General features: G+C 42.3%; 14 protein-coding genes. 3 read left to right on the plus strand and 11 right to left on the minus strand.

The window, feature by feature from the left end; translation table 11 throughout:
- Positions 1-165 precede the first annotated feature (165 nt).
- The 5 genes from D9X91_RS20725 to D9X91_RS20745 form a co-directional block, all read right to left on the minus strand.
- Entirely contained in the window at positions 166-2,565 is a 2,400-nt protein-coding gene (locus D9X91_RS20725) for a penicillin acylase family protein (protein WP_121682564.1), read from the minus strand.
- A gap of 120 nt (positions 2,566-2,685) precedes the next feature.
- Positions 2,686-4,344 (minus strand): glycerol-3-phosphate dehydrogenase/oxidase, encoded by a 1,659-nt coding sequence (locus D9X91_RS20730; RefSeq protein ID WP_121682565.1) that lies wholly within the window; start codon positions 4,342-4,344, stop codon positions 2,686-2,688.
- A 145-nt stretch (positions 4,345-4,489) separates the two neighbouring features.
- The gene (gene glpK / locus D9X91_RS20735; protein WP_121682566.1) at positions 4,490-5,980 is read right to left on the minus strand and encodes a glycerol kinase GlpK; all 1,491 of its coding nucleotides are present in this window, start codon (positions 5,978-5,980) and stop codon (positions 4,490-4,492) included.
- Positions 5,981-5,999: 19 nt separating this feature from the next.
- A complete protein-coding gene (locus D9X91_RS20740) occupies positions 6,000-6,824 on the minus strand; it encodes an MIP/aquaporin family protein (protein WP_121682567.1) in 825 nt (274 codons plus the stop codon).
- Positions 6,825-7,036: 212 nt separating this feature from the next.
- Entirely contained in the window at positions 7,037-7,600 is a 564-nt protein-coding gene (locus D9X91_RS20745; RefSeq protein WP_121682588.1) for a glycerol-3-phosphate responsive antiterminator, read from the minus strand.
- A 680-nt stretch (positions 7,601-8,280) separates the two neighbouring features.
- Here D9X91_RS20745 and D9X91_RS20750 point away from each other — a divergent pair.
- On the plus strand, positions 8,281-8,727 hold the full coding sequence (locus D9X91_RS20750) for a DUF4362 domain-containing protein (RefSeq protein WP_158598381.1): 447 nt from the start codon (positions 8,281-8,283) through the stop codon (positions 8,725-8,727).
- 58 nt (positions 8,728-8,785) lie between these two features.
- Here the strand turns inward: D9X91_RS20750 and mutL are convergent, their stop codons facing one another.
- Both mutL and mutS read right to left on the minus strand, forming a co-directional pair.
- Positions 8,786-10,687 carry a DNA mismatch repair endonuclease MutL gene (gene mutL, locus D9X91_RS20755; RefSeq protein WP_121682589.1) on the minus strand — a complete coding sequence of 634 codons (1,902 nt, stop codon included), beginning with the start codon at positions 10,685-10,687 and terminating at the stop codon, positions 8,786-8,788.
- Between the two features lie 170 nt (positions 10,688-10,857).
- Positions 10,858-13,470, minus strand: coding sequence for a DNA mismatch repair protein MutS (gene mutS / locus D9X91_RS20760; RefSeq protein ID WP_121682569.1), 2,613 nt, complete (start codon positions 13,468-13,470; stop codon positions 10,858-10,860).
- A gap of 147 nt (positions 13,471-13,617) precedes the next feature.
- Here mutS and D9X91_RS20765 point away from each other — a divergent pair, with 147 nt between their 5' ends.
- Positions 13,618-14,031, plus strand: a complete 414-nt coding sequence (locus D9X91_RS20765) for a GNAT family N-acetyltransferase (protein WP_148709101.1) — start codon at positions 13,618-13,620, stop codon at positions 14,029-14,031.
- 96 nt (positions 14,032-14,127) lie between these two features.
- Here the strand turns inward: D9X91_RS20765 and D9X91_RS20770 are convergent, their stop codons facing one another.
- Both D9X91_RS20770 and D9X91_RS20775 read right to left on the minus strand, forming a co-directional pair.
- Positions 14,128-14,496 carry a VOC family protein gene (locus tag D9X91_RS20770; protein ID WP_121682571.1) on the minus strand — a complete coding sequence of 123 codons (369 nt, stop codon included), beginning with the start codon at positions 14,494-14,496 and terminating at the stop codon, positions 14,128-14,130.
- Positions 14,497-14,918: 422 nt separating this feature from the next.
- The gene (locus D9X91_RS20775; RefSeq protein WP_121682572.1) at positions 14,919-15,464 is read right to left on the minus strand and encodes an outer spore coat protein CotE; all 546 of its coding nucleotides are present in this window, start codon (positions 15,462-15,464) and stop codon (positions 14,919-14,921) included.
- 248 nt (positions 15,465-15,712) lie between these two features.
- On the opposite strand from D9X91_RS20775, the gene D9X91_RS20780 reads away from it, so the two are divergent.
- Positions 15,713-15,895: an H-type small acid-soluble spore protein gene (locus D9X91_RS20780; RefSeq protein ID WP_121682573.1), complete on the plus strand. Its 183-nt coding sequence runs from the start codon at positions 15,713-15,715 to the stop codon at positions 15,893-15,895.
- A gap of 57 nt (positions 15,896-15,952) precedes the next feature.
- On the opposite strand, the gene D9X91_RS20785 is transcribed toward D9X91_RS20780, so the two are convergent.
- Positions 15,953-16,384, minus strand: coding sequence for a RicAFT regulatory complex protein RicA family protein (locus D9X91_RS20785; protein ID WP_121682574.1), 432 nt, complete (start codon positions 16,382-16,384; stop codon positions 15,953-15,955).
- Position 16,385: 1 nt separating this feature from the next.
- Positions 16,386-17,921 carry a tRNA (N6-isopentenyl adenosine(37)-C2)-methylthiotransferase MiaB gene (miaB, locus tag D9X91_RS20790; RefSeq protein WP_121682575.1) on the minus strand — a complete coding sequence of 512 codons (1,536 nt, stop codon included), beginning with the start codon at positions 17,919-17,921 and terminating at the stop codon, positions 16,386-16,388.
- Positions 17,922-17,946: the final 25 nt, after the last annotated feature.

Genomic DNA, 17,946 nt, shown 5'->3' on the forward strand with positions numbered 1-17,946 from the left:
TTATATCTCCTCGCTTCTCTGCGGGGTCTCACCTTGCCCGCTAATCCCTCCTGAGTCTCGCACCTTCCGCTCCAATCAACATCATTTGATGAAATTTTATCTTTCTAAAAGAGTACATTAAAAGTTTTCTTATTTATCCACTTTCTGCACGGCAAGCCCAGCTGTTCATTTTGAATTCTTCTTTGGTAAAAGCGTCAAATCATATTTGTTTTCTCCTGGTTTTTCATTTAAATTTGTCAAATGATAGTTCCCTTTAATCCAATCCTTTATTTGATTATGGTACCATTGGCTCCTAAAATGTCCTGATTCTCCTGGTCCTATAATATGATAGGACTTTGACATATCATCAGTGTCAATGACGAACCTCCATGATGCACCGTGGTCCACAATGCCATCATCTTCATAGCTGGCCGCTTGTACAGTAACTTGGCTTCCACCTACCGGGATGGGGTCCTCGTTATTGAAGAAATAGGCCAGAAGATTTGAAGCCTGTGAGATTGGATGAGCAAAGTATAGTTGATGATAATCCCCCCACTTCCACTGTTCTGGATGATTGCCATAATCTTTTGCGAGACGGTTTAGTACATTTTTTAATGCAGTATGGAGGAGTGAGTCGATTCCTCCATTTTCATCAACCCAAGCGCAATTTTCTCCAGCCAGCGCTGTCCGTAATATATTATCCGTCACCTGTTGTTTCCCATCGAATAAATTCAATACATCGTCTGGAATGTCCTTCTCATAAAGGACTTTAGGGATTTCCTTCATCCATAAGTTAAAGATCAATGGAGCCGGTTTATTTTTATCATCAACGTAATTCCATTTGCCGAGGAGCTTTAAAGCTTCCTTTTCAATACCATTCCCTTTATCATTCTTCATCACCTTCAAAAATTGGGGAACAAATTCCCTTGCGTACAAATTCGTTTGGTCCATTTGAAGCGATTGCATATCCTCGACTGAAAGCTTATCTTTGCTCTTCAATACTTCCTGTATTCTCATTTGACGATACGGCTGCGCCCAGGTATTGCTGATATGATAAGGGTAGTCGCTAGATATTACCTTGTTGTTTGCTGAAGAAATGAAACCTTCCTTTGGATTTACGACTTTTGGGAGCTCATCAAATGGTATAAACCCCGTCCACTCATATTCATCCGTCCATCCCGGAACAGGAAGTAACCCGTCTCCACTTTTCCTAATCGGTATCTTCCCGTTGGCTTTGTAGGCAATCGTTCCATCATCTGATGCAAAAACAAAGTTCTGTGTAGGTGTTTCAAATTTTTCAAGCGCCTTTTCGAACTCCTTCCAATTGTTGGCTTTATTCATATTCAGAACTGCCTCTAATTCAGAGGATGGATCAAGAGCAGTCCATCTCAATGAAAAAACACTGTCTCCCTTTTGTTTGTAAGCAAAATCTGAAATAACCGGACCGTGTCTTGTGATCGTCACCTCATATGGTATTGTCTTTTCACCCTTCACTTTTATCGGCTCCTGGATGATCGTAGCTTTTTCCCATTTGTCCTTGTATAAAAATTCATCTTTGTTATCGGGATTTCTTTTCTCAATATATAAGTCTTGGACATCTGGCCCAGTGTTGGTCACCCCCCACGCAATGTGTTCATTATGGCCGAGTATGATGCCCGGAATGCCTGCAAAAATGACGCCGCTTACGTCCATTCCATTCGTCTTCAATGCCATCTGATACCAAATGGATGGAGTAGCAAGCGACAGGTGCGGGTCGTCTGCCAGCATCGGTTTGCCTGACTCACTTTTTTCTCCGCTGACCACCCAATTGTTGCTGCCATTGAACTCTGGAGGAATGATGCTGGAGGACAAAGTTTTTTCAACATCAATATTCATATCTCCTAGATCGGCAATTATAGCGGGGGCATCTTCAGGATAGGATGGGAATAATTCCTTAGCCTTTTCAGAAGAAAGATTTTTTTCCGCCCAATAGCGAAATGCCTGTCCCTGCCAGTGTCCACCCAAATCAAATGCCATATACTTTCCGATGGTCAGCGAATCAGTCGGAGTCCAGCTATCAGGTTTATAATCCAATAAAGTAAATTCGATCGGCAATTTTTTCTCTTTTTCGGCGTCCTTTATATATGCATTCACGCCATCTGCAAATGCTTGAAGGACTTCTTTCGCTTTCTCCGAATAGTTATTGTAGGACGCCTCGGCTGCTCTCCTCAAACCCAATGTCCGGAAAAATTTATCACGATCTATGGTTGAGGCGCCGATTACTTCACTCAACCTGCCCGATGCCTGTCTTCTGCTTAAATCCATTTGGAATAGGCGGTCCTGCGCTTGAACATATCCTTGCGCAAAATACAAATCATGTTCATTTTCAGCTTGAATATGGGGGACCCCTTCATTATCTCTGATGACTTCGACTTTTTTGCTTAGCCCGGCAACCGATAGCTCCCCAGCTGTCTTGGGCAGCAGACGCTCTGTAAAAACGTTTGCAAAAATAGCGGCAGCAATGACCAATAGTACTAGAATAGCTGCACTCCAGATTAAAATCTTTACCCATCTCTTTCTTCTCTTGGGCTGCAGAACGACCTCCATATATTCACTCCCCCTTTGGTACTATAAATTTGCCATTGTACAACCGAAATCCTTCTTACACCCCGGGAATTGAAGACTATTTTCTCAGCCAAAAAAAATAAGCTGGCAAATGCCAGCTATTTATGCAAGGTCTATTGGTTTTGCAGCGTCTATTAATTCTTGTTCTAATTCTTTCTTATATAGCAGCTTTTCTTCTGCCTTCCATCCCAACTCGTTGGCCATGAATTCAACTACTGGGTTTTTCCATTTTTCTGCCCACTCCCTATCAAAAAAGACTGCACCTGTCCTTCTGATAAAGAAGTCGACCGGTTTTGCAATCATTTCTTCTTCAATTGCATATTTCAATTCAGCAAATACAATCGGAGTTAAATCCCCGCCTTCATAATTTTGGACATATGAGAAGATTTTTTCTACATTCGTGCCATACCGACTTGCCAGCTGCTTGCCTTCTTCAGGTGATAACCCAATATTCACGGCAGCCTTAGCCATCTTTTCGACAAATTGTTGGAACTTCATTGAACCTCCTACATCGCCGCCTGAAATCGGCAAATGCTTTGTTTCACACGTTTTGAAGGACTTTCCCTTGCTTTCAGTTATACGTTTCGAAACTAAATCCACTACAGTTTCGGCCATTTTGCGATAACCGGTTAATTTCCCACCGGCAATGGTGATCAATCCACTGTCAGCTTCCCAAATTTCATCTTTTCTTGAAATTTCGGATGGGTCTTTTCCTTCCTCATAAATCAACGGCCGAACCCCAGCCCAGCTGGATTCAACATCTCCTTCAGCGACATTGACATCCGGGAACATGAAATGGATGGCTTTAAGAATATATTCGCGATCTTCTGAAGTCATTTTTGGATGCGCTTTGTCCCCATCGAAAAATGTATCCGTTGTTCCTACATATGCCTTCCCATCCCTCGGTATGGCAAAAACCATTCTTCCGTCTGGTGTATCAAAATAAACCGCTTGCTTTAGTGGAAATACGGACTGGTCAATGACAAGATGTACCCCTTTTGTCAAACGGAGCTGCTTATTGTTTTTAGAATAGTCCTTGCCCCGCACTTGGTCGACCCAAGGGCCTGCCGCATTGACAACTTTAGCAGCTGAAATCGTAAATTTCTCACCGGATAAAAGGTCAGTTGCTTTTATTCCTTTGATGATTTTATCATCGTATAGGAATTCTTCGGCTTTTGTATAGTTGATGACATTGGCGCCCCTTTTAACCGCTTCCTTCATTACCTCAATCGTCAATCTGGCGTCATCAGTCCGATATTCCACATAATAGCCTCCGCCTTTTAGATCGTGTTTTTTCAGGAGGGGCTCTTTCTTCAATGTTTCGGTTGATGATAGCATTTTCCTTCGTTCAGACCGTTTTACACCTGCGAGGAAATCGTACACTCGCAAGCCGATTGAAGTACTGAATCTTCCAAATGTCCCGCCTTTATGAATCGGCAGCAGCATCCACTCCGGTGTGGTGACATGTGGTCCGTTTTCATAGACAATCGCACGCTCTTTCCCCACTTCGGCAACCATTTTCACTTCGAATTGTTTTAAATAGCGAAGTCCGCCATGTACAAGCTTCGTTGAGCGGCTGGATGTCCCTGCGGCAAAATCCTGCATTTCTACGAGAGCTACCTTCATCCCTCTTGTAGTTGCATCCAATGCAATTCCTGCACCGGTTATCCCTCCGCCTATGATCAGCAGATCAAATTCTTCTTTCTTTAACTCATTGATCCGTTCTTTTCTATTAATATTAGTGAATGCTCTTGTCGCCATGCTGAATTCCTCCTCTTTTGAAGTAACGGCCAAAAAAGACAAAAAGAGACCACAAACTGACATTATGGTATTGTTGCCATAATGCAGTGTGGTCTCTCCTGATCTCCAACCGAGTTATTAACTTAATTTCATTGTAGCATAAAAATCATTTAAATGCCATCGCCGCATTCACAGCTTTTTTCCAGCCGGCATATAAATTTTTTCGATTCTCTTCCAGCATATCTGGCTTGAATTGATTATCCAAGTTCCAGTTTTGGGCAATATCTCCCTTGTTATTCCAGTAACCAACTGCCAGTCCGGCAAGGTAGGCTGCACCCAGTGCAGTTGTTTCATTCACTACCGGCCGCTCAACAGGAACATCAAGCAAATCGCTCTGGAACTGCATTAAGAAATTATTCTTGACAGCACCGCCGTCCACTCTCAACGTTTTTAGAGAAATTCCCGAATCCCCCTCCATTGCAGTCAGGACATCTTTGGTTTGATAGGCTAGGGATTCAAGAGTGGCCCTGACAAAATGTTCTTTTGATGTACCGCGCGTCAATCCAAATACTGCTCCCCTGACATCACTGTCCCAATACGGGGTCCCTAAGCCGACAAACGCCGGAACGACATATACGCCATCCGTGGATTCCACTTTTTCCGCATATCCTTCACTATCCTTTGCATCCTTTAACATACGCAAGCCATCACGCAGCCATTGAATGGCGGAGCCTGCAACGAAAATACTTCCTTCCAGGGCATATTCCACTTTCCCATCAATTCCCCAAGCAATCGTCGTCAATAAACCGTTTTCAGAAGCAACAGCTCTTTCACCGGTATTCATCAACATAAAGCAGCCTGTGCCATACGTATTCTTCGCCATTCCTTTTTCATAGCACGCTTGGCCGAACAGCGCTGCTTGCTGATCGCCAGCTGCACCTGCAATCGGAATTTCCTGGCCAAAGAAGTGGTGGGGTATCGTTTTCGCATAGATTTCAGATGACGGCTTCACTTCTGGAAGCATCGATTGGGGCACCGTCAGGATATCCAGCAGCTCTTTGTCCCATTTTAATTCATGAATGTTAAACATTAACGTTCTGGATGCATTCGAATAGTCGGTTACATGCGTTTTTTCTCCAGACAATTTCCAGATCAGCCATGTATCGATCGTCCCAAACATTAATTTGCCTTTTTCCGCTTTTTCGCGTGCCCCTTCAACATTATCTAAGATCCATTTTACCTTGGTCCCTGAAAAATATGCATCTATGAGAAGACCTGTTTTTTCACGGAAAAGGTCATTGTAGCCTTCAGCCTTTAATTGATCGCATATTTCTGAAGTCTGTCGCGATTGCCATACAATGGCATTGTAGACAGGCTGTCCAGTTTCTCTGTCCCAAACGACAGCGGTTTCCCGCTGATTTGTTATGCCGATTCCAGCCACTTGTTCCGGCTTGACGGATGCTTCTGATAAAACAGTGGCAATGACAGCAAGAATGGAACCCCAGATTTCATTGGCGTTATGCTCCACCCAGCCCGGTTTAGGGAAATGTTGTGTAAATTCCTTTTGGGCTACGTGAACCACTTCTCCTTTTTGATTGAATAGAATTGCCCTTGAACTTGTTGTCCCTTGGTCCAAAGAAAGAATGAATTTTTCCATGTTTGCTTCCTCCTTTAAATTATGCTGTTAATTTATTTCTTTTAGTTTCTCGGTTTTCTTCATGATCGGCAAAGCGGGAAATGACCATTACCACAACCATGGCTGCGAGTACATACCAAAATGCCCCTGTCATTTCACCTTCAAAAACCCCTTTATAGAAAAGTCCACCGAACGAACCTCCGAGAATCGGTCCGGTGACGGGAATCCAAGAATAGCCCCAGTTGGATGGCCCCTTTCCTGCTATCGGGAGAATGAAATGAGCAATCCGGGGTCCTAAATCCCTTGCCGGGTTAATGGCATATCCAGTCGTCCCACCAAGTGATAGACCAATGCTGACGATCAAAAAACCAACGATGAATGGATTCAGCCCATCAGTAAACTTATTCGCTCCAATAGAAAGAATTCCTACTACCAGAACGAAGGTTCCGATAATTTCACTTAGTAAATTTGAGAAATAATGTGGGATTGCAGGACCCGTGGCAAAAACACCAAGCTTCACACCAGGATCCTCGGTCACCTTCCAGTGCGGGAGATAATGCAAATATACAACCGCTGATCCGATGATTGCCCCAAGCATCTGCGCTAAAATATAGCTTGGTACATCGCTCCAGGGAAAATCACCCTTGAAGGCCAGTCCCAATGTTACTGCAGGATTAAGATGGGCACCACTGTATTGGCCAACAGCATATACTCCAACAGCCACCGCCATTCCCCACCCCATCGTGATGACAATCCATCCTGAATCTTTTGCAAATGATTTCTTCAAGTTCACTCCGGCACAGACACCTGCACCCAAAATGATTAAAATGGCCGTACCGACCATTTCAGCTAAAAATGGTGACATGTCCTTTTCCTCCTTCATCCTATAGCATTCAAAGATTTTTACTTCGTTCGCATAAAAAAAGAGAGAATCACACAGCTTGCCCACTAGTAAGGCAATGTGTGATTCTCTCAATTCTCCGTCACGAACTATTAACTTAAGAATATATTATCTCATTCTGAAAACGCTGTCAATTATTTTCCTTTAAATATATCACCCTCTTCAGGAAAAATATTCTAATTCCAATCTCTGTATTTGTTCCAAAGATCAAGATTTGATGTCGTAATGGCGGAAGCTCCCGCCTGCAGCGCTTCTTCCACTTCCTCCGCATGATCAATCAATCCACCTGCAAATATCGGCTTCCCTGTCCTTTCATGAATTTCTTTAATAATTTTAGGAATGACGCCGGGAAGTACTTCAATATAATGAGGATTTGTCTTTTCGATCAGCTTGATGCTTCGCTCCAACGCATGGGTATCGATGATGAAGGCGCGCTGCGTGGCGTATACCCCTTTTTGCCTGGCTTTCATGATGACGCTTCCTTTTGTCGAAATCAGACCATAAGGTTTTATCTCTTGGCAAATATATTCAGCCGCTGCCTCATCATTGCTTAACCCTTGAATCAAATCTACATGGCAAAACATTTTTTTTCCATGCTGCTTTGCATGCCCAAAGACACTTTTAAGCATCCCTATATGCATATCTAGAAAAACACCGTATGTATACGGAGTATCAAGCATCTTTTCGAAATCCTTCATCGAGCGGATAGCCGGAATGATCTTTTGTCCGTGAAAACTCATTTCGTTCACCTCGTCATTTATCATACTTTTCGTTCAATCCTTATAGTATAGAATGCAGGGGATATCCATGCAATTTTTTCTTTTTTATTCTTGCGAGAAGATGCATTAATCAAAGGTAGAGTAAGGTTGATTTCCGCGGCAGGATGTCCGCTTTCCGAGAGGCTCGCGGTCAGCCCTCCGGAGTCTCGCACCTTCCCCTCCAATCACCATAAAATGATGAATGATTTACAAGAAAGAATTTAATTAAATATTTGTCGATAATACAGCTAATGCGTTTGATAGATTTTACAAACAGTTGACTGCAATCAAGAAAAAAAGGCCACCCCGTTGGCCGGCCCCATCTACATATGTATGAATTTCGATTTATGTATTCTGCGTTTTCTTGGTGAGCCAAAAAAGAAAGTCAATTTCCTTGGTGCAAAGCTGGCGTTTTAACTTTGTTTCAAATTCTTTCTTCAAAAGAATGTAGTCCAAGGTTATCTTTTTCACACATCCACCTCACATATTTGCTCTCAATTAATAATGTACTACAAGAATAGGAGCTCTTCCATATTATTCATAAAAAAATTTGAAATTGAATAAAATTTCCGCTGCATGATGCTCGATTTTCGCCGATGGTAATTAAATGGAAATTTTTGATAACATATAATCAAACTCTAAATCTGCCTGGAGGGCGAGAATTGAATAAATTTATATCGACTCTTACAATAATTTTGATTGTAATAACCACTTTTGGTTGTTCGAATGGTGCATATTCTTATGATAAAGCGGTAAAGAGAGGCGATGTGGTATATCAGTCAAAAGTTGACAATCTTGATCGATTCGAACAATTCTTAATCAATCTATCTGACAAGAAAAAAGATAAAATACGAGTGACAGAATATACCCTCGAAGGAGACCCGATATACCATGACTTACAATTTGATGGAAAAGTTATACGTTATATTTATGATAATTCCAATGATGAGTATGGTGGAAATGATAAAGGGATAAAACGAGATCTATGTACAGGAATAATTAAGAAGGAAAACGAACAAGGATACGTTGAATTTATTATTAGTGGCTGTTCAAACGAAAATGACCGAATTCTTTTGCGAGTGGAAAAAGATGCATTAAAAGACAATTAGGCACCTTAAAAAACGTTTGGTCTCCAGGACCAAACGTTTCTTGTGATGGAATTCTCTCTTACATGATCCGTTTAAACATCTTTTCCATTTCATACACGGAGTAGTGGATGATGATCGGGCGTCCATGCGGACATGTGAATGGATCGGAAGTGCTCCTGAGTGTATCGAGAAGCGCCTGTATTTCATCATTGCGCAAATGATGATTCGCCTTTATGGAAGCTTTACAGCTCATCATGATCGCCGCTTCTTCCCGCAGCTTTTTCACATCGACCTTTTTCATGGAAAGGAGCTGTTCAATCATATCCTCAATGATTTCCTGTTCCATTCCTTTAGGAAACCATTGGGGATGGGAGCGGACAATATAGCTGTTATGACCAAAGGTTTCAAGAAACACCCCCACTTTTTCAAGCTCATCTTTGTACTCATCGATTTTGATGCATTCATTCATCGAATATTCGAAGGTCAGCGGAACTAGCATGTCCTGCAGTTCTTTTTCTACCTCACCAACTCTTTCACGAAAAAATTCATATTTGATCCTTTCCTGGGCTGCATGCTGATCAATGATATATAGACCATTGTCATTTTGGGCCATGATATAGGTTCCATGCATTTGCCCAATCGGATACAAAGGTGGGACGCGTGATCCCCCTGCATCCTTTTCAGGAGTCGGAACAGGTTCCTTATCATGAAAATTTTTAATTTCTACATCCCTGCTCACAGGCGTTTCGAAATGGGATTCTTCTTCCCGATCATCTGCTGATCCTGCAATCGTTAAATCAAGCTTGTTTACCACTGGAGGACCATCACTCACGATCGGTTCCCATTTAGGTTCAGCTGTTTCGGTTTCACGTATGAATGAATGCTGCACTCTTTCTTCTTTACGTTCTTCTTTCGGCAAATGATCAAGCTCCATAAATGTTTGCTCACTTTGGGGCTTTTCTTTTTTTGCGGGAATGTAGCCTGAAGGTATTAACTCCTCTTTTTTAAATGCATTTTTGATTGTGTCTGCAACAAGTGCATGAAGCTCCTGTTCTTTGCTCAAACGAACTTCCAGTTTGGCAGGATGCACATTCACATCCACCAATATCGGTTCCATTTCAATGTCCAGCACCACAATCGGAAAGCGTCCGATTGGCAGAAGTGTATGGTATCCTTCCTGGATTGCTTTTACCAATGCATAATTTTTGATGAATCTTCCATTCACCATAGTAGAAATGTAATTTCTGGAAGCACGGGTTATTTCGGGCAAGGAAATATAGCCAGTTAACTTAAAGTCCAATGAACCCGCTTCAATCGGAATCATTTTTTTCGCAATATTCATTCCATAAATTGCGGCCAATACTTGCCTTCGGTCATTATTTCCGTTCGTCTGCAGCAATACCCTTCCATTATGTGCCAGCCTGATCGAAACTTCCGGATGAGCCAGAGCGATGCGATTCATGACATCGGTAATATTTCCGAGTTCTGTGTGAATGGTCTTCATATACTTCAAACGAGCAGGTGTATTATAAAATAGGTCAGAAACAATGATGTCTGTTCCCTTCCTGCTGGCTGCCTTTTCATGGGCCTTCATTACACCGCCTTCCAGCACCAATCTCGTTCCTGACCCTTCTCCTGTACCTGTTACAATTTCGAAGGAAGAAACGGATGCAATACTAGGCAGTGCTTCTCCCCTGAATCCAAGCGTCCTGATTCGGAAGAGATCATTTTCGTCTTTTATTTTGCTCGTTGCATGACGTTTGAAGGCGGTGAGTACATCTTCCTCTTCGATGCCATGCCCATTGTCAATGATGCGAATCCTGCTTAATCCAGCTTCTTCTATTTCTACTTCCACGACTGTACTGTTTGCATCAATTGAATTTTCGACTAACTCTTTGACAACGGATGCCGGCCTTTCTACAACTTCACCAGCGGCGATTTTATTGGATAATGCATCATCCAACTGTATAATTTTGCCCAATGCTTCCACCTCCTTCATTTTTAAAATATGACCCTTTACATACAGATACAGCTTATTGCCAGAATTCCATTGCAGGATGCGCTTGCCGAGGGGCGGAAACCGGGATCTCACCTGGTCCGCTTGTTTCCGGACAATCGCACCTGCAGCTCCAATCAACATCAAATTTTGAATTATTTTAGTCTCTTTTGAAGTTCATACAAGGCATTCATTGCTTGAAGCGGCGTCATATCCAAAATATTGAGTGATTGAAGTTCATCAGCCACTTTTTTCTCTTTTGTGGATGCAGCACTCTTTTGTTTTCCAGCCGGAGCCTCTTCAAAAAAGGATAACTGATTCGTTTCTTCATCGCTCTTTTCATGCATATTTGAAGTTGGAATTTTTTTCGGTTCAGGAGCATGCTGATGCTGATTTTCCAATTCATTCAGTATTTGATTTGCACGCCGGATAAGTTCTGCCGGCAATTCTGCCAATTCCGCCACATGGATACCATAGCTTTTATCAGCTGCACCTTCCTTTATTTTATGAAGGAAAACAACTTTTCCATTTTGTTCCACCGCGCTGACATGGACGTTCTTAAGCTGGGCAAGTTCCTCCTGCAAAACGGTCAGTTCATGATAATGTGTGGAAAATAGAGTTTTTGCTCCGATATTTGTATGAATGTATTCAATGATGGCCTGCGCAAGGGCCATTCCATCATATGTCGAAGTACCCCTTCCGATTTCATCGAATAGAATCAAACTGTTTTGTGTTGCATTTGCGATGGCATTCTTGGCTTCCAGCATTTCAACCATGAAGGTGCTCTGCCCGGAAACCAGGTCATCTGCAGCTCCGATCCTGGTGAATACCTGATCAAATACAGGAAGAACCGCCCTGCTTGCTGGAACATAGCACCCTATCTGAGCGAGGATAGCTGTTAGGGCAACTTGCCTCATATACGTACTTTTACCAGACATGTTTGGACCTGTAATCAAAAGCATCTCCCGCTCTGGATCCATGTAACAATTATTCGGTACATATTCCTGGGCACCCATCACTTTTTCAACGACGGGGTGACGGCCGTCTTCGATGACGATTCTTCGGTCGTGATTGAATTCCGGCTTTGAATAATGCCTGTTCTCACTGATGGTCGCAAAGCATTGCAAAACATCCAGACCGCTGATTGCTTTCGCAAGTTTCTGAAGCCTTGGAATGTATCCCTTCACTCTTTCACGGATCTGCAGAAATAGTTCATATTCCAGCTCCATGCTTTTTTCATTCGCTTGTAATATAAGGGCTTCTTTCTCTTTCAGTTCAGGGGTAATGAACCTTTCTGCATTGGTAAGCGTCTGCTTGCGTTCGTATCGATCACGGTTTTCATTCAATAAATGAAGATTGGCTTTCGTCACTTCAATGTAATAGCCAAAAACACGATTGAATCCGACTTTTAATGACCTGATCCCGGTTCGCTCTCTTTCTTGCAGCTCCAGCTGGGCAATCCAATCCTTCCCATTTTTACTAGCATCACGATACTGATCGAGTTCTTGATGATATCCATCCCGAATGACTCCGCCTTCTTTGATGGATAATGGCGGGTTTTCAATAATGGACTGCTCCAGCATGTCGGTTAAATCTTCCAGCGCATCCAATTGACCGATCAACCTATCCGATTCCTGACTTTGAAGCTGCTCTACGATCGAACGGATGAAAGGAACTTGCTGCAAGGATTTTTTCAATTGAATTAAATCCCTGCCGTTTACATTTCCGAACGCAACTCTTCCTGCCAATCTTTCAAGATCATAAACTTCTTTCAGATTTTCCCTCAGATCCTGCCTCTCGAAATAATGCTCGAGTAGTGTTTCGACCATATTCAATCGTGAATTGATCAATTGATGATCAATTAGCGGACGATCGATCCACTGCTTCAGCAAACGACCTCCCATCGCTGTCATCGTTTCATCGAGCAGCCAAAGGAGAGATCCCTTTTTCCCTTTTGAGCGAATCGTCTCAGTTAATTCAAGGTTCTTTTTTGAGTAATAATCGATTTTCATGAACTGCTGGAGCTGATAGATCGAAACAGGCTGCAGATGATCCAGACTCCTCTTTTGTGTGCGGTGCAAATAATTCAATAGCCGCGAAACCGTCTGAACCATCTTTTCATGCTGGATATTTACCAGCAACGGCGCATATTCTTCTTTGGAGGAAATATCATCCTCATAGGAAAAAGTAACGATAAAACGTTCTTTCAAAGTCTTTTCAAGGTCTTTATTGAATTGATGCCCTACAACGATTTCCTTTGCACCAAGAAGGGAAATTTCATTCATGACTTCATCCTGGCCGCCATTCATCATCGTCACCTGTGATTCACCTGTCGATAAATCATTATAAGCGATTCCTATTGTGCCATCCTGAAATTCCGAAATGGAAGCAATATAGTTATTTTCCTTGTCCGTCAAACCTTTGCCATCCATCACCGTTCCTGGTGTGATTAATTGAACGACTTCCCTTCTAACCACTCCTTTTGCCTGTTTTGGATCTTCGGTTTGCTCACATATGGCAATTTTATAGCCTTTTTCTATCAATCTTTCAATATATGTAGGAGCGGAATGATAAGGGACACCGCACATCGGGATCCGTTCTTCGCCGCCATCCCTGCTCGTCAAGGTAATCTCCAGCTCTTGTGAAGCTTTTAATGCATCATCAAAAAACATCTCATAGAAATCGCCGAGCCTAAAAAATAAAAAGGCATCTTGATGATCTGCCTTTACTTGTAAGTATTGTTGAATCATTGGGGTGAATTTTGCCATTTTGCCACCAAATTCCTTTCCGTTCATCGATTGCTGTCAAGGTATTATTATATCATAATATAAGAAGTAAATTCACGTCGTTGATTGAAGGAAAGTCTTGTGAGGATTGGTCTTGGACTTGAAAATTCTTATAATGGAGGATTTCATTTGAACTATTCAACCATTTCATTTATTGAAGAAAATTACATTCCGGAGCTAAAGCACTTATTTTCGCTTCAATGGTGGTCCACCGATAGAGAATTAGATGATATTAAACAAATGCTTGACCATACGGATGTTCTCATCGGCGTCCTTGATGTAGATTCTGAAAAGCTTATTGGCTTTGGCAGAGTCTTGACGGATTACGTTTATAAAGCATTATTGCTGGATGTAATGATTCACCCTGATTACCAGCAGAAAGGGCTGGGACGACTTTTGCTGGACAACATCCTGCATCATCCGTCGATCAAAAACGTCGCACACGTAGAATTATATTGCAGACAGGAAATGAAGCCTCTTTATGAAAAATGGGGATTTACTGAACAACTCGGGGATCTATGCTTTATGAGAAGGCCCTGTTAAACACTGCAGTTGATTTTCGTTCAAATCTTCCCTTTCCGCGGGCTGGGCCGGGAGCCTCCTGGGGGCTCCTTATTCGCTAGAACTTCACCCTTTAATTCAAAGCATCTCTAGGAATTCAACTTTGTTGCCGAATGGATCTACGATATGAAAACGAATTCTCCCTTCGATGGGTGCATCTTTCTTAATTTCCACCCCATTTTGCTCCAAATGGCTGCGCAATGCAGACAGGTTGCCGATAAGAATGCCCGGGTGTGCCTTTTTGGCTGGCGTGAAATTTTCCTCTACTCCGATATGTATTTCCTGGCGACCGCACTGAAACCAGCAGCCACCTCGTTTACGAAGATTTTCAGGCTTTGGGATTTCAATCATGCCCAATAGCTCACCATAAAACTTTCTCGCCTCCTCTTCGCATCCATTCGGTCCTGCAATTTGAATGTGATCAATGCCCATGAATGAATGTTGCATGTTCCACGAACCCCCTTCCTTGACTGTCTTTCACTTTCATTATATTACAAAAAGTCCGATCATAAAATTTGGAAATTTGAATGAAAGGTCATAAGTTGATTTTCACACTGGTGCGCCAATTAAAGAATGGCCCATGTCGTAAGGCTTGTTATTGGACATAGATGGAGAAAGGTTGATTTCCACGGCAGGATGCTCCTTTTACGAGAGGGCTCGCCATGCCCGCTGATCCCTCTGGACATTGAATTCATTTCTTCAAGATAACACCGCACGAAGAAAATGCGCATGCATTCTCGAGGAGTCTCGCACCTGCCGCTCCAATCAACAGCAAAGGATGAATGATTTACAAGGAACGAAAAAAAGAACTATCTTTGAGACAATAGCTTTCTAAAAAAGAAAAACTAGGAAGTTTGCCTTCCTAGTAGTTATTCTTCTTCACATCCAACTAAGAAATCAGGGTTGAGATCTTCAAACTCTTCGTCGTCTAAATCATGGCCCCATTCTTCATCATCACAGTCGCATCCGTCCGGGTGAATCGCCACGCAAACTTTTGTTTCTCCGATGACTTCTACAAGGAACTCTCTTTCTACATGAACGATAATTTTATTTCCGTTTGGTGAAATAACCGCCTCGACACAGTTTGGCTGCTGCAATACTCTTGCGCAGACCTCTTTATCATCTAAGCAATCTGGATCGCGATATTTCAGCTTAATAACGTCGCAATACTCTACTCTCTCTGTCACAACGGATGTTTTGGAATTATCATTGTGAGAGTACCAAACGTTAATATCGTATGAACCGCAAACTTCTACTTTTTTACCAACCTTACGAGCTTCGTACGTATGATTGATAATCCAGCAGCCTAAGATGCTCGATGGGTGGTGCGGCGGGCTGATCGTATGATTGGACTGTGTGAACTTACGTCCCTTCGCAACGACCGCTTTCGTGATAATCTCTCTGTATTCTGCCATTCGAGCGAACCCTCCTCATTCATTTTCAATTCATCGTATGCGTATCTATAGACTAGTGTGCCAATATTTTTTCATGACGATTTCTAGGTAAATGTGTAGTGATAATTCATTGTATGCGGACGGTTGGGTAATGTTCCCACTCAATCGATGTCCACTCAAATCAGAATAAGAAAAAACTTCAATGGAATGGGATATTTTTTGCCCGCTTTTCAAAAAATAACGATGAGTACATATGAAGGAGGAACAACATGGAACAAAACCGAGTCAAACAAATACTTTCATCATCCGCAGACATCGTGGTGAAATACAACGGGGCATCCGTTTGGATTGACAACCTCCATGACGATGGAAAGACTGCTACGGTGCATTTACGGGGGCCGTTGGAGGAACGATCGGATGTGGATATTACAGAGCTTCAAGAAGAGGAATAGGACTAGTGGGACAAAATTAAAACGCGTGGAACGAAGTTTCCACGCGTTTTAGTTAATTTATGAACAGCTTCCAGGCGTACTGTTTTTTACTTGGGAGCCTGTTTGACCGTAAAGCAGGTCCCCTCCTGTGGATTTGATGATTTCATCTGTCACAGTATTGGAAATCGCGGATGAAACAATTTGAAGAATATCATTCACTTCGATCTGTGATTCCTTGAATTGTTGTACAATCGGAATCGCATCAAGTTCTTCTTCAATTTTTTCGATTTTTTCCTCAACCATTTTAAGAGCCTCCAACTTTCCATAATGCTGGAAATTGACCGCTTGTTTTTGCAGGCTTTTAATGCTCGCAATCATTTCACGGACTTTTTGATTCTCATTGATTTGTTCTTCAGCTCTTTTGAAGAAATCCACTTCTTCTGTTTCAGCGATCATCTTCGCCAATTCAGTGGCTCGTTCTACAATATCATCTTTTGTATATTTTCCCATCTTATTTCACCTCTGCCATTTCTTCAATCATTTCACCATTCAAGGACCAAGTCTTCGCATCGGTGATCTTCACTTTCACCAATTTGCCAATTGCTGTTTTCGGAGCCTTGAAGTTTACAAGTTTGTTTTTACGCGTATAACCTGCCAGGACGTCAGGGTTGTTTTTGCTTTCGCCCTCTACCAAAACTTCGACGACTTGACCCTTGTATTTTTTCAGAGCTTCTGCCGAAAATTCATTGACTAGGCTGTTCAAGCGCTGTAGTCGTTCCTTTTTGACTTCCATCGGGACATTATCCTTCATCTTTGCAGCAGGTGTTCCTTCTCGAGGTGAATAAATGAATGTATAAGCTGCTTCAAATCCGACTTCGCGGTACATTGACATCGTTTCTTCAAATTGTTCCTCTGTCTCATTTGGATAGCCTACGATAATGTCGGTAGTCAGTGCAACATCTGGAATGGCAACTTTGATTTTCCTGACCAATTCCAAGAATTGCTCCCTCGTATATTTGCGGGCCATGATTTTAAGCACATCTGTAGAACCTGACTGTACCGGGAGATGAATATGCTCTACAAGGTTGCCCTTATTCGCCAATACTTCGATCAAATGATCGTCAAAATCGCGCGGATGGCTCGTTGTAAATCGTATTCTAGGGATGTCGATTTTCCTGAGCTCGTCCATTAAGTCGCCTAGCCCGTATGTGATATCTTCAAAATCCTTGCCATAAGCATTGACATTCTGACCCAGAAGGGTGATTTCTTGATACCCGTGGGCAGCGAGCTGACGCACTTCTTGAATGATATCTTCAGGTCTTCGGCTTCTCTCTTTCCCGCGGGTATATGGAACAATGCAATACGTACAGAACTTATCGCAGCCGTACATGATGTTTACCCATGCCTTGATATTTCCCCGGCGGACTTTCGGAAGGTTTTCAATGACATCGCCTTCCTTAGACCATACTTCCACGACCATTTCTTTGGACATGTATGCTTCTTTAAGAATTTGGGGTAATCGATGAATGTTATGTGTACCGAATATCATATCGACATGCTGATGTTTTTGGAGAATTCGATTAACAACGGATTCTTCCTGTGACATACAGCCGCAGACTCCGATCAAAAGATCCGGTCTTTCTTGTTTCAATCCTTTTAAATGACCGATTTCACCAAATACTTTATTCTCGGCATTTTCTCGGATTGCACATGTATTCAATAAAATCACATCCGCGTCATCCGTACTGTCAGTGACTTCATATCCTAATGCAAGAAAGATGCCTGCCATGACTTCTGTATCATGTTCATTCATTTGACAGCCGTACGTCCGGATGTAAAATTTCTTTCCATTTCCCAAGCCCATGAATTCTTCTGGGATTTCAAAATCTTTATGATATTTAACCTCTTCCTTGCCGCGTTTTTTGGCATCTTTCAAGGAAGGGGCAGTATACACTGATTCGAAGTATTTACTATAATCCTTTTCCGCTTGTTTGTTTGAAGGCTTTTCCTTCACTTGCTGCCCATGCAGGCGCTGATCTTCATTCATGATAAAACTCCTTTCCATCAAGACA

Origin of the sequence: Falsibacillus albus (assembly GCF_003668575.1) — a bacterium.
Taxonomy (GTDB): domain Bacteria; phylum Bacillota; class Bacilli; order Bacillales; family DSM-25281; genus Falsibacillus; species Falsibacillus albus.

Coding starts and splice junctions, on each gene's coding strand:
- D9X91_RS20725 (WP_121682564.1), bottom strand. CDS start 2,565: ATGGAGGTCGTTCTGCAGCCCAAGAGAAGAAAGAGATGGGTAAAGATT.
- D9X91_RS20730 (WP_121682565.1), bottom strand. CDS start 4,344: ATGGCGACAAGAGCATTCACTAATATTAATAGAAAAGAACGGATCAAT.
- glpK (WP_121682566.1), bottom strand. CDS start 5,980: ATGGAAAAATTCATTCTTTCTTTGGACCAAGGGACAACAAGTTCAAGG.
- D9X91_RS20740 (WP_121682567.1), bottom strand. CDS start 6,824: ATGTCACCATTTTTAGCTGAAATGGTCGGTACGGCCATTTTAATCATT.
- D9X91_RS20745 (WP_121682588.1), bottom strand. CDS start 7,600: ATGAGTTTTCACGGACAAAAGATCATTCCGGCTATCCGCTCGATGAAG.
- mutS (WP_121682569.1), bottom strand. CDS start 13,470: ATGGCAAAATTCACCCCAATGATTCAACAATACTTACAAGTAAAGGCA.
- D9X91_RS20770 (WP_121682571.1), bottom strand. CDS start 14,496: ATGCAACATTCATTCATGGGCATTGATCACATTCAAATTGCAGGACCG.
- D9X91_RS20775 (WP_121682572.1), bottom strand. CDS start 15,464: ATGGCAGAATACAGAGAGATTATCACGAAAGCGGTCGTTGCGAAGGGA.
- D9X91_RS20780 (WP_121682573.1), top strand. CDS start 15,713: ATGGAACAAAACCGAGTCAAACAAATACTTTCATCATCCGCAGACATC.
- D9X91_RS20785 (WP_121682574.1), bottom strand. CDS start 16,384: ATGGGAAAATATACAAAAGATGATATTGTAGAACGAGCCACTGAATTG.
- miaB (WP_121682575.1), bottom strand. CDS start 17,921: ATGAATGAAGATCAGCGCCTGCATGGGCAGCAAGTGAAGGAAAAGCCT.